We start from the raw sequence: 12,743 nt of genomic DNA, 5'->3' as shown, positions 1-12,743 counted from the left end.
AAGCCTCAGAGCGTATTTAAATAGATCGATTTTATCTTTACATGTAAAGTCTACGTTAACTTCTCTTTCGCTCTAAATCTAGGCAGTTGAGAGATAATAATTCCCCCAAAAATCACAAAGCTTGCCATCATTTCGGTTTGTGTCAACACTTCACCTAAAAGAAGGTATGCCAACAAAACCGTAAAAACAGGAATGAGGTTGACAAACACGGAAGCTCGACTCGCTTCGATGCGGCTCAGGGCGAGGTTGAACATGCCATACCCTCCAAGCGTAACGACAATCCCCAGATAACACATCCAGCTAAATACTTCCCATGTGATACTCATCGGAAGTGTCACATACTCCCACAGAGCAAGTGGTGCAAAGAAGATCGTGCCAATGAATGCTTGAATAGCAGTGAGAAAGAGTGCTGAAAACCTTTGGCTCAGGTATCGCACGGAGATGGCATACCACGTACCGCAGACCATCGCACAAAATTCTAGGAAATTGCCTAAAAGAGGGTTACTTGCATGCTCACTGCTTTGCGCTCCAAGACTGAGCCAAACAGCTCCTGCTACGGCTAATGCCGAGCCTATGACCACACGTTTGCTTAGGTACTCTTTAAGCACAAAACTCGCTGCTATGGCGGTCATAAGAGGCATCATAGAAGTAATCATACCTGCTTGCGAAGCGGTGGTGAGTTGCAGTGCTTTGGCTTCAAAAACAAAGTAAAGGCATGGCTCAAAAAAAGTGAGCAGAAGAATGTATTTGACATCTTTTTTGGTAAATTCAAGTTTGCGAAACCCGTTGATAAAATAGACAAAACAGAGGCTTGCAATGAGCATACGACCAAACATCAAACTCATAGGTCCAAGCGGACCAAGAGCAGCTTTAAAGGCTATAAACGAGCTCGCCCATGTCAACATAGCGGTCAATAAAAATAAAATACCAATCAAATCAATACGTTGTTGCTTCACGGGATCTCTTTATGAAAAATTGTGCGCCATTGTACCCTTAGTTTGCTAAAACCAGTGGAAAACACTCAAAGCATTTATCCACGCAAACGCTTTACAATCCCTTTTAAATACTCTTCCGCCAAGCGAGTAATTTCACCTTCAGCAAGGGTAATGGGTGTAGTTTGACTCGGTACATTGTTTAAGAGGACAGAAAGCTGTGTGCAGGTTTTAAAAAGCTCTTCAGGACTCATGGAAACCATTACATGTAAAACATCACTGGGAAGATTTTTAGGTTCTAATTGGTGAAGGGCGGTAATATTCGCTAAAAAAGTTTCAATCGTTGGATGCAAGTCTATTTCCTTATTTTTTGTGTGCAATTATGCCACATTCTTGGCTTATCTTTTACACTAACATTTACATGTAAGAACTTCTTTCAATCTTCCACGTTACAATCTAGCTATTACAGAAAAAAGGCTTTGCATGAGTATGTACGATCTTGAGGCGTTTTTACGCTCCATTCATCCGTTTCAACTGCTTTCCAAAACCGAGATAAGTAAAGCCATCGGTGCGATGAATATCGCCTACTATAAAAAAGAGACAGTCCTTTTCTCCGCTTCTTCGCCTTCTGAGTTTCTCTACATCATCATCAAAGGTGAAGTAGGGGAGTTTCATGAAGAGGAGCTTCTTAAAGTTTATAGCAAATCCAACTCGTTTGATGCGGACGCGCTCATTTACTCCAAAAGCGAGAGCAGCTTTAAAGTTTTAGAAGAACTCATTTGCTACGAGCTTAAAAAAGAGGATTTTTTAGCATTACTCGACAGCAATGCCTCATTTAAGGCTTATTTTATTCAAGACCTTGCCAATAAAATTCAATCCGCTAAAGCCAAAGAGTACACCACCGAGCTTTCAGGTTTTATGATGGCGCGCGTGCAAGATAGCTACTTGCATCAGCCGACCATTGTGGAAAAAGAGTGCTCCATTATGGAAGCACTGCGCCAGATGGAGGCGAAAAAAAGCAACTGCATCATCGTGCGCAATGGCGACGGGTATGAGTATGGCATCGTCACCGATAGTATTGTGCGCAAGCATGTACTTTTTGAGGAGTATGATAAACATGCCGCGATCGGCCCTATAGCACTTCACCCCATCATTACCATCGAAGCCGATGACTACCTTTTTAACGCATTGCTGGCTTTTACAAAACACTCTATCAAACGTCTTATCGTCACACGCGATGGAGAGATCATCGGCATTTTAGAGCAACTCGACCTACTCAGTTACTTTGCCAATCACACCTATTTGGTTGCCGTTCAGATCCGCAAAGCAACAACCATCGAAGAGTTGAAACAAGCCAGCAGTGATCTTATCAACATTGTGAAAAAGTTACATGTAAAAGGCACGAAGGTTGATTATATTGCGAAGCTTATCTCTGAGATTAACGAGAAGATCTATGAAAAACTCTATGGCATGATTGTGCCAGAGGCACTTGCCAAAAAAGCCTGTTTGATCGTAATGGGCAGTGAAGGGCGTAAAGAGCAACTCCTGAAAACCGACCAAGACAATGCTCTCATCATCGATGATAGTATGGATGCAAGCCTTTATATACCTTACATGCAGCGCTTCACAGAAACGCTCATCGACTTTGGATTTCCGCGCTGTGAGGGAAACATCATGGTCTCCAATCCGTATTGGTGCAAACATTGGAGTGCCTACCATAAGGAGATCGTACGCTGGTTTGATGCACCTACGATGGAAGATGTCATGAACCTTGCGATCTTTTTTGATGCCATCCCTGTAGCAGGCGATGCGTCGATGTTGCGTCATCTCAAAGAAGAAGTGTTTGAGCATGTGGAAGAGCAGAGTCCTTTTTTAGCAAACTTTGCCAAAGCTGCAACGGCATTTGAAACACCCATCGGCATCTTTACAACCCTCATTTCCGAGAACAATAAAATCGATGTTAAAAAAGGGGGCATCTTCCCCATTGTCCAAGGGGTTCGTGCCCTTGCGTTGGAACATAAAATTGAGCCAACCGATACGGTGACACGTATCAAAAAACTAGCAAAGCTCGATGTCATCGACAGTGATTTTGCGGGTGCTCTCACCGAGGCACTCGATACACTCTTAAATTTGCGTCTTAAAGAGCGTTTGGGGCGAGGTGAAGAGAAAGGGTTAGATAACTTTGTGAACATCGAAAATCTCAACCAATTAGAGCTAGAACTGCTCAAAGACAGCTTTAAAATCGTCAATAAATTTAAGAAGTTTTTGACGCACCATTTTAAACTCTCGATGGTCAGCTAACATGTTCGCCTCTTTTTTTGCCAAACGCAATGCCCGAAAACTCAACGATGAGCAGTACCGCTTTTTATTTGATAAAGCCCCCGAAGATGAAGTCGTAGTGTTCGATACCGAAACCACAGGACTGAACCCTAAAAAAGATGAGATTCTCTCTATCGGCGCAGTGAAGCTCAAAGGCAATAAAATCTTGATGTCCCAAAAGTTCGAGCTCTTTGTCAAACCCACACGTGAGATAAACGAGCAAAGCATCAAGATTCATCAAATTCGCAATATTGACTTAGAGAATGGATGCGAAGCACGCGAGGCGATCACGCAGTTTTTACACTTCATCGGCTCACGCCCACTGGTTGGCTATTACCTCGAATTTGACATAAAGATGATCAACAAATACGTTAAACCCTATCTTGGCATAAACTTACCAAACGACCAAATAGAAGTTTCAGGACTCTACCACGATAAAAAGATAAAGTTCATCCCCGATGGCGTGATAGACCTGCGATTTGATGTGATGATGAATGACTTGGGATTGCCCATCTTTGGAAAACATGATGCGCTGAATGATGCGGTGATGACGGCGATGATGTATATTAAACTTCAAAATATTTCAAAACTCTAGCACTTTCTATGAAGATCTTTGAGGGTAGAGTTTTTGAACATTTCATCAATAAGTTGTTTGGGTTTAGACCAACATTCATGCAATGCGCAATGCTCTCCTTTTCCACACAATCCTTCACCCATGATGCAAACATCATCATTAAGATCGTTCATCGCTTCTAAAATAGCATAAAGTGTTATCTCCTCCACAGGCTTTGAAAAAACAAATCCACCATTTTTTCCTCTTGTTGAACTAATAAATCCAGCTTTTCCTAGATTGGTCATAATCCTTGTAAGGTATTTGTAGGGGATATTCAGTGTTTGGGAGAGTTCTTTTGCTGTATGCTGCTCTTCATCGTGGAGGCTCATGTAAGATAAAATGCGTAGGGCATATTCTGAAGTTGTTTTAAGTTTCATGCTATTCTCCGTCAATTCATGGACTTCTTGATCTATAAAATCAATCGTATTGTGCTAAGAAGTCATTTGTATTGTATAGAAAAAATATTAAACACAGATAACACAGTAAATATAGTATTTTTAAAGTAAGAATCTATCAGCAATTTTTAATTTTCGCTTTAGTAATATTACATTGGTTAAATACTACCTATAGGTAGTAATAAAAAACAAAGGATGAGGTATGACGTTCTTGAACTCTTTAGAGTTGTTGGCATTCCACAATGTTGCCTATACCATTTATGCATTGCTGATTATTGCGATCATTGCATGGTTTGGGTATAACCTTACACGGAAGGAAGTGGCCAAACCTTTAGTGCGAATCCCTTTTTATGTGTTTATTGCATTTTTGGTCGCAGCGGGTGTCGGGCACCATATATTTACGTACAATGTCGTTCCTTGGGTTGCCCAGGACATTATGCGCGAAAGTATAAAACCTGATCAGGTTTATAAAGTGGTGATTGAAAAACATCAGTTTCAACTTCCTAGTGAAAAATTGGTGGTTGAATGCGGGCAAAAAATATTGTTTGATGTAACGAGTAAAGATTTGGTTTACGGATTTGGATTGTTTCGTAAAAATGGAACAATGGTAACGCAAATGCAAGTCAATCCTGGTTCTAAAAACACCATTTTATGGACATTCCATGATGAAGGTGTTTTTGATCTTATGTCCACGGAGTATTCAGGTCCCAAAGGAAATGGTATGTTTGTACCTAACATTATGGAAGTTAGAGGTTGTAAAACCACATTGTCTCAAGGAGGTTCTAAATGAGTTTTATGCATGATCTCATTCATGGCGCAGACAATCAATTTGATCATCTGAGTTTGAATGCTTTACAAAAAGCAACGCTAAGAGCGGTTGTCGTTTCATTTTTATTTTATGGATTGGCAGCATTAGAGGGTATGATTATGCGTGCAGCTTCCATCAACCCTTCGATTCCTCCTGTCAATGGCAGTGTCGATCATTACTTCTCCATCATGACCGTTCATCCCATCGTTGGTATTTTTGGCTCAACCTATCAGCTTGTCTTTGCGGCATTTCTCTTTTTAGTGCCATTTTTAACAAAAAAACCACTTTATAGCATTAAAGTAGCTAATGCGACATGGATTTTAATTACTATTGGAACCATCATGTCATGGTTGGCTTCATTTGTCTATAACTATGCGCCACTTTACACACTTTATTGGCCGTTACCTGCGGACACAACGCAGTTTAAAGCGATTGGCGGTGTGATGTTTATTGTGGGTGTTGCACTGATTATGGTGGGAACGTTACTGTTTATTTACAACATTTACGCAACCGTATTTTCAAAAGTAGGTGTTCATCAAAATAAAACAACCAAAGAGCTTTTGATTTCTGGTTTTGGTATTGACGGTATGCTCAATCTTTTCAATAAACTAACAGGCAAACAACCTTACTCGAAAGAGCCTGCACTCTCTTTACCTGTTGTTGCGATCTTTAGAGGAACCGTCGATACGTTTTTGGACGCATTGGTCATTTTATCCGCAGGTGTTTTAGTTCTTGTCTATCTTCTTGCTGATATGGGTGGTGTGAAATTAGACGTTGCTTCCATTGATGCACTTTTATATAAAAACTGGTTCTGGTGGGGACTTGATCTTGTAGCGGATGGCTTGGTGCTTATTTACGTTGCGGGTTCATGGTATCTTTTAGCAACGCTCATTACGGGTCAAAAGCTTTTTATGGAAAACGTTGCACGTGCGGCGTTAATGCTTGAACTTTTGGTTTCATGGATGGTTTGGTCTCACCACTTGCTTGCCGATCAAGGTCAACCTGAAATGATGAAACTTATCTCAGGAGAGATGGTCACCGCGTTCGAGCTTTTAACACAAGGTTTAGCCCTTTTTATTACGCTTGTCACACTTTGGAAAGCACGACCGCTTAAAATGACGATGGAACTCAAATACCTTCTTGGTGGTTTGATCGGCTTTGGTTTAGCTGTTCCTGCGGGTATCATTCAAGCCGATATGGCAATGAACCGTGTCCTTCATAACACACAGTGGATCATCGGTGCGCACGTTCATATCGCGATTATTGTTGGTCTTTATATGACACTTTACAGTGCTGTTTATGTGCTTTGGCCACTGGTAACCAACAATGCAAAGCTTTGGAGTACGAAACTTGCCAATGCGCACTTTTGGTTGCATCTTATTGGTGGTATCGGTATGGGTGCATTTATGGGTATGGCAGGACTTGATGGTATGCTAAGACGTCATCTTTATTTCAATGGCGAATACAATTTATTTATGATTCTTTCAGCGATTTGTGGCACGATGTTACTTGTTGCTTGGTTGCTTTTCTTGTTCAACGTTATTATGTCTGTTGGACTCAAAGGTCTTATTGGTATCTTCTTACCATCAAAGAACAAAGCGTCAAGCTATGGCATTGAGCCTGCAAATGCCTAACCTTTTTCGCACCGCTTTATGCGGTGCGATTTCTTGATAAAGTATAAACCATGATACATTTAGAGCGTGTTGCGCGAGAGATTAAGACGATTGGTCTTTATGATTTGGTCTATCAAGATGTGGAAAAAGTGCTTGGTAAAAAGAGTATCGAACTGATTGATATTGAGCAGTGTTTACGCACATATCCGCATATTTTAGAAGCCTACAAACAAACCAATCTTGAATATAACATTAGCAATATTCACCTCAAAAACATTGATGACAAAAATGTTGCGTTTACATGTAAAGAAGATGTAAGGCGAGTGAATGCGAATTTATCGACGCTTCGAGAGATTGAAAAATATACACTTGATTTTGAACAAAGCTCCATTTTAGTCATCATCATGTCCATCGAATTTTTTGTCCTCTTCTCCGTGCAGTATTTTATTGTCTTGCTCAATCTTAAAGCGTGGCAATGGGAGATTTACGGTGTTTTCGGACTCTCCGTGCTTTGGGCTTGGATATACGCTAAAAAAGAGCGCAAAAAATTTGAACAGCATGCAAAAACGTATGAAAAACTCTACAATGAGACACTTCACCTTTTAGATGACCTCGAAAAACGAGGTTGTATTGACAAAAAAAATTTAATGATTGAACAAACCAGTGATGAGCACATCTAAATATTTATAATATATTTTTATTATAAATATCATTTTTTAAAGTTGTATTATGCTTTTCTTAAGTATTAGGATTGTAAGGTTCTGCTAATTTTTATACTGCAAAAGGATGTTAATGTTGTTTACGACGATTAAAAGAAAATTGATTCTTATGTTGAGTGTTTTACTCATAGGTGTTGTAATTTTAGGATATGAGATTGTCATTTTAAGCCACGATGGAAAAATGACTGCAACAAGACTATGGATCATTGGAAAAGTAGAAACGCATGTAGCACAAAGCATGATGGAGTTAAGAGGTTACCAACTCTTTCTTGAACCTACACGGCTAGAAGCATTTGAAAAAAATTATAAAGACTCAATTTCTACCATCGATACGCTTTTTCCTATTTTGCTTGTAAAGGTGAATCAAGAAAGAATTTTAGCGTTAAAGCAGAATGTTGAAAAGTGGTATGGTATCAGTCAACAACGTATCACTTTACTCAAAAAATATGGTTCAATGTTCACAGAACCTACATTTATGCAAACACATAAACAAGAATACGATACGTTTATGAGCTTAACCACAGAATCTGCTACACTTTTTGACACGATTATTAATCAGACAAACGTTTTGGGTGAAAGCGTGAAAAAAGTCAATTATGATAGTTTGGATAATAATGCAATGTTGGGGAAAATAGCACTTGGTATGGTCTCTTCTTTCTTACTCCTTTTGTTTGTAATAACCAATCGAAGTATCCAAAATTCTGTTAATAATGCAAAAAAATGGATAGGGTATATCCAAAGTCATAAAGATTTACATGTAAAGATAGAAACAGGTTCAAAAGATGAAATTAATGACACAATGAACTCTTTAAATATACTTTTAAGTGAAATATCACAAACACTTAATGATGCAAAGAATAATGCTCTTGAAAATGCTTCTGTTGCAGAAGAACTTTCTCACACAAGCTTTCAAATAGGTCAAAGAGCAGAGGAAGAAGCGGGTATTGTCAACATAACGACAAAAGAGGCTCAACAAGTTTTGGTGCAGATGGAAGAGATGAATCAGAGTACACATGAGGCGGAGCGTATTACACTAGAGGCACAAAAAAGCTTAATGATTGCACAGCACTCCTTACATGAAACATTGATGAAGCTAAATGAAACTGTTGTGATAGAAGCGCAGATGAATGATAGACTCAATCATCTTTCAACCGAAGCGGTTCAAGTGAAAACTGTTTTAGATGTTATTAGTGAGATTGCCGATCAAACCAACCTTTTAGCGCTTAATGCTGCCATTGAAGCTGCAAGGGCTGGGGAACATGGACGTGGTTTTGCCGTTGTTGCTGATGAAGTGCGAAAACTAGCAGAACGTACGCAAAAAAGTTTGTTGGAAACCAATACAACGGTGAATTTGATTGTTCAATCCATCAGTGATATTAGCAATGAAATGAATGAAAATAATGTGCGTATTCAATCGTTATGCGATCTTTCCGAGAAAGTTTCTCTACAGACAGATGAAGCAGTCGTTATGCTCAATCAAACAACAGATGTCACACATCACGTCGTTCTTAAAATGAACGTAAATATGCAACTCGTTAATGATGCTGTGATTCATAAAATGAGTTTGATCAATGAACTTTCAAGTTCGAATGCAAGAAGCGTTGAAGAAATTGCTGCTTCTGCAAAACATTTATCTGCATTATCACAGACGCTTAGCCAATCATTGGCAGTGTTTAAAACAACATAAATATGAGGAGAAATTTCTCCTCATATCTGTTTTAACGCGATAGTTTAACGGCTTTCATCATATTGGTGAGGGCTGCTTTAGTCTCACTCCATCCTCTGGTTTTTAAACCACAATCAGGGTTGATCCAGAGTTGCTCTTTAGGAAGTACTTGCAAGAACGCTTTGATCTGCTCGCTCATCTCCTCCACACTTGGCACACGAGGGGAATGGATGTCGTACACACCTGGTCCTATTTGTGCCCTATAATTGGCCTTTTGGAAGACTTTGAGCAGTTTATTGCCACTGCGTGACGTCTCGATGGTGATGACATCGGCATCCATTCTCTCAATGGTGTCGATGATGTCGTTAAAATTGCTGTAACACATATGGGTGTGAATCTGCGTTTGGTCCCATGCTGTGCCAACAGATGCTTTAAAGCTCTCGACGGCCCATTTTTCATACGCTTTGATCTTCTCTTCGCGCAGAGGATAGCCCTCTTTGAATGCCGCTTCATCGACTTGAATGATCTTGATGTCACTTCGTTGTAACTCATCGACCTCTTCAGCGATAGCCGTAGCAACTTCGTAAGCGACTTCACTTTTAGGGATGTCATCACGTACAAATGACCAGTTGAGGATGGTCACAGGTCCTGTGAGCATGCCCTTCATTGGCTTCTCAGTCAAGCTTTGCGCATACACTGTCCAGTCAACGCTGAGAGGTTGTTTGCGTTTAACATTGCCGTATAAAAGCGGTGGCTTAACGCAACGGCTTCCATAGCTTTGTACCCAACCATTTTGACTGAATGCAAACCCCTCTAGAAGTTCGCCAAAGTACTCGACCATGTCGTTACGCTCAAACTCACCATGCACGAGGACATCCAGCCCTAATGCTTCTTGGAACTCAACGCATTCTTTGATGGATTCTTTTAAAGAGGACTCGTACTGCTCTTGTGAAATCTCCCCCTTTTTATAGGCATTGCGTACTGCTCTGGTCTCTTTAGTTTGAGGGAAAGAGCCGATGGTGGTGGTTGGGAAAAGCGGTAAGTTCAGCGCTTTTTGTTGTAAGACAAAACGGGTGGCATACGCTGATCTTGTGTACGAAATGCCACTATTTTTAAGCGATGGTGCTTTTTGGGTGCAAACACTCGCTTCAGGTTTTTCTCGTTTCTCCCAAAGTGTGTTGATCTGCTCTAACTCTGCTAGTTTTTCAAGTGCAAAACTCAGACGACTTTTGACTTCAGGTGCCAATTTCTCTTCAAAACGGGTTGAAAATGGCACATGGAGCAGCGAGCATGAAGTCGAAATGATGATCTGCTTAGGATCAATTTTATCGCTTATTTTCTCCAACAATTCATACGTTTTAGAAGCGTTATTTTTCCAAACATTACGCCCATCAATCACACCTGCTATGAGCATTTTGTCGTTTACATGTAAAAGTGCTTGAAGGTTCTCTTCGCCGTAAACAAAATCAAGCCCGATCGCCCAAATAGGGCAATTTCCCAAGATTTCAACGGCTTCATTGGCACGGTCAAAGTACGTTACAACAGCGATTTTAAGCGCTTTGCTCACCGAGCCTAAACGCTCATAAGCAATTTTAAGCAGACTCAAAAATTTTGGCTCTAACGTTTTGGCAAAAAGTGGTTCATCGAACTGCACAACGATGCCTTCTCCTAAACTCTCAATGGCGTGAAGTACTTTGACATACGCTTCAAGAACATCATCAAAAAGCGTGAAGATATCGCTTCCATCTACGGGATTGCAGAGCGCTAAAAAGGTGAGTGGTCCAATGAGATTGATCTTAGGATTAAACCCTTGCGCTTTGGCTTCAATGTATTCGTCGGCAATTTTGCTAATGTCAACGCGAAAAGCCATATGTGCATGAATCTCGGGAACAATGTAGTGGTAGTTGGTGTTAAACCACTTGGTCATCTCCATGGCTGAGCGTTGTTCATCGCCTCTTGCCATTGCAAAATAACGCTCTATTTTGTCTTCAATGCCTTGGAAACGAGGAGGAATGGCTCCAAGCATAACGGCGGTGTCAAGCATCGTGTCGTAGAGACTAAAGTCATTGCATGAAATAAAATCAACATGGCGCTCTTTTTGGTAGTTCCAATGGCGTTGACGTAAGGTTTTGGCGACGGTTTTAACCTCTTCAAAAGAGGAATTTCCTGCCCAATAGGCTTCTAAAGCAAATTTGAGTTCACGTTTTTCCCCAATGCGAGGGAACCCTGTAACGTAGGTTTTTGACATACTTCTTTCCTTGTTCATTTACACATCAAAAAAGCAGTGCTTTTTTGAGAAATTAAGCCAGCATGTATGCGTGGCAAAGCTCGTTGTTTAATGGTTGTAACAAAGGAAAAAATGGAGGATGAACACCGGTTCGGCGGAAGCTAAAGTAGCGGGAGTGGCAGTTGCATTTACGTCTTTTTTTGGCACGCTTTATGGCGGAGTGGGCGCGCTTTGCAAAAAGTCGACTACATTTGCAAAGTCTTGGGCGGTACGATGAGACAAATCCGAGAAGGGCAGGGCTAAGCGGTGGTGGATCGTCCTCAACTTCTTCAGGAGAACAGGTATCGGCGAAGAGACGCGTGGTATGAAGTAGGCGTGCGTGATGGCGTTTGGTTTTGACTTCGCTGGTCGAAGCTTGTATCGTGGCAAGAGAAAAGTAGCCTTTTTTACCAAAGCCCTGAGGCAGTCTCACGTACGTCCTTATTTTTTATTGCGGCATTATAGCACAATGGTTTACATGTAAAAACTATTTACCAAAGTTAGCTAAAATAGGAGATAAATTTTTAAAGGAGCTTGTATGGAAGTGTTTAAAACCGTCGTATTGTTGACCTTGATGAGCGTGTTGTTTGTATGGGTTGGTGGCATGATGGGAGGCACACAAGGTATGATGATAGCACTTGTTTTAGCGGGTGTCATGAACTTTGTGAGCTATTTTTACTCTGACCAACTCGTTCTTCGTCACTACAATGCGGTGCCTATTTCAAGGCAAGACGCCAATGGGCTTTACGCTATTGTTGAGCGTATCAGCCAAAAAGCCAATCTTCCTTTGCCTCAAGTGTATATCATTCCCGACTCAACGCCAAACGCATTTGCTACAGGACGCAATCCCTCACACGCCGCAGTTGCGGTGACAGAGGGACTGTTAGAGTTACTGGATGATGAGGAAATCGAAGCCGTTTTAGCCCATGAACTCAGTCACGTCAGACACTATGATATTTTAGTGGGTACTATTGCCGCGACGATTGCAGGTGCTATTGGCGTGATTGCCAATATGATGCAATTTGGAGCGATGTTTGGAGGGAGCAGGGAAAATCGTCCTAATCCCATCGTGATGATCGCGCTTGCCATTATTTTACCCCTTGCGGCTGCGGTCATTCAGATGGCAATTAGCCGTAACCGTGAATACATGGCTGACGAGGGTGCGGCGCGTTTGACAGAACATCCTGAATGGCTTCAAAGCGCACTGGCAAAGCTCTCAAACTACAACCGCCAAAGTATGGTTCACGAAGCGACACCTGAGAGTGCGCATATGTTTATCATCAACCCTTTTTCAGGCAAAGACATCTCGTTTGCTTCACTTTTTTCAACGCATCCTTCTACGGAAGACCGCATTGCACGACTTGAAGAGCTCAAATTAGAGTTGAAAGCATAAGGCGCACTTAAAATCTTTG

General features: G+C 41.0%; 12 protein-coding genes. 8 read left to right on the top strand and 4 right to left on the bottom strand.

The genetic code is table 11. The annotated features are described in order from the left end of the window. Positions 1–50: 50 nt before the first annotated feature. Positions 51–956 (bottom strand): DMT family transporter, encoded by a 906-nt coding sequence (locus SAR02S_RS11565; protein WP_052433628.1) that lies wholly within the window; start codon positions 954–956, stop codon positions 51–53. Between the two features lie 74 nt (positions 957–1,030). After that, on the bottom strand, positions 1,031–1,285 hold the full coding sequence (locus SAR02S_RS11560) for a hypothetical protein (protein ID WP_041959863.1): 255 nt from the start codon (positions 1,283–1,285) through the stop codon (positions 1,031–1,033). Between the two features lie 130 nt (positions 1,286–1,415). Between SAR02S_RS11560 and SAR02S_RS11555 the strand changes: the two genes are divergently transcribed. Both SAR02S_RS11555 and SAR02S_RS11550 read left to right on the top strand, forming a co-directional pair. Beyond that, the gene (locus SAR02S_RS11555; RefSeq protein WP_041959862.1) at positions 1,416–3,233 is read left to right on the top strand and encodes a putative nucleotidyltransferase substrate binding domain-containing protein; all 1,818 of its coding nucleotides are present in this window, start codon (positions 1,416–1,418) and stop codon (positions 3,231–3,233) included. A 1-nt stretch (position 3,234) separates the two neighbouring features. Next, positions 3,235–3,846 carry a 3'-5' exonuclease gene (locus SAR02S_RS11550; protein WP_041959861.1) on the top strand — a complete coding sequence of 204 codons (612 nt, stop codon included), beginning with the start codon at positions 3,235–3,237 and terminating at the stop codon, positions 3,844–3,846. On the opposite strand, the gene SAR02S_RS11545 is transcribed toward SAR02S_RS11550, so the two are convergent. Continuing rightward, complete coding sequence (locus SAR02S_RS11545) at positions 3,843–4,241, bottom strand: RrF2 family transcriptional regulator (RefSeq protein ID WP_041959859.1); 399 nt, start codon at positions 4,239–4,241, stop codon at positions 3,843–3,845. The two genes, SAR02S_RS11550 and SAR02S_RS11545, sit on opposite strands and share 4 nt — an antisense overlap. 220 nt (positions 4,242–4,461) lie before the next feature. On the opposite strand from SAR02S_RS11545, the gene SAR02S_RS11540 reads away from it, so the two are divergent. The 4 genes from SAR02S_RS11540 to SAR02S_RS11525 all read left to right on the top strand — a co-directional run bounded on the left by SAR02S_RS11540 (position 4,462) and on the right by SAR02S_RS11525 (position 9,086). After that, positions 4,462–5,049 (top strand): cupredoxin domain-containing protein, encoded by a 588-nt coding sequence (locus SAR02S_RS11540; protein ID WP_041959857.1) that lies wholly within the window; start codon positions 4,462–4,464, stop codon positions 5,047–5,049. Beyond that, on the top strand, positions 5,046–6,701 hold the full coding sequence (locus SAR02S_RS11535) for a cbb3-type cytochrome c oxidase subunit I (protein WP_041959856.1): 1,656 nt from the start codon (positions 5,046–5,048) through the stop codon (positions 6,699–6,701). Before SAR02S_RS11540 ends, SAR02S_RS11535 begins: the two co-directional genes overlap by 4 nt. A 50-nt stretch (positions 6,702–6,751) precedes the next feature. After that, a complete protein-coding gene (locus SAR02S_RS11530; RefSeq protein WP_041959855.1) occupies positions 6,752–7,360 on the top strand; it encodes a hypothetical protein in 609 nt (202 codons plus the stop codon). Positions 7,361–7,472: 112 nt separating this feature from the next. After that, positions 7,473–9,086 (top strand): methyl-accepting chemotaxis protein, encoded by a 1,614-nt coding sequence (locus SAR02S_RS11525; RefSeq protein WP_041959854.1) that lies wholly within the window; start codon positions 7,473–7,475, stop codon positions 9,084–9,086. Between the two features lie 31 nt (positions 9,087–9,117). Here SAR02S_RS11525 and metE read toward each other — a convergent pair whose 3' ends face one another. Continuing rightward, complete coding sequence (gene metE / locus SAR02S_RS11520) at positions 9,118–11,313, bottom strand: 5-methyltetrahydropteroyltriglutamate--homocysteine S-methyltransferase (protein WP_041959853.1); 2,196 nt, start codon at positions 11,311–11,313, stop codon at positions 9,118–9,120. Positions 11,314–11,431: 118 nt separating this feature from the next. On the opposite strand from metE, the gene SAR02S_RS13455 reads away from it, so the two are divergent. Both SAR02S_RS13455 and htpX read left to right on the top strand, forming a co-directional pair. Continuing rightward, positions 11,432–11,569, top strand: coding sequence for a hypothetical protein (locus SAR02S_RS13455; protein WP_156961475.1), 138 nt, complete (start codon positions 11,432–11,434; stop codon positions 11,567–11,569). A gap of 300 nt (positions 11,570–11,869) precedes the next feature. Next, the gene (gene htpX / locus SAR02S_RS11510; RefSeq protein ID WP_041959849.1) at positions 11,870–12,724 is read left to right on the top strand and encodes a zinc metalloprotease HtpX; all 855 of its coding nucleotides are present in this window, start codon (positions 11,870–11,872) and stop codon (positions 12,722–12,724) included. The last annotated feature ends 19 nt before the right edge of the window (positions 12,725–12,743 follow it).

Origin of the sequence: Sulfurospirillum arsenophilum NBRC 109478 (assembly GCF_000813345.1) — a bacterium.
Classification (GTDB): domain Bacteria; phylum Campylobacterota; class Campylobacteria; order Campylobacterales; family Sulfurospirillaceae; genus Sulfurospirillum; species Sulfurospirillum arsenophilum.
Note: the sequence above shows the minus strand (reverse complement) of the source record. Positions and strands in the feature narration are given on the sequence as shown.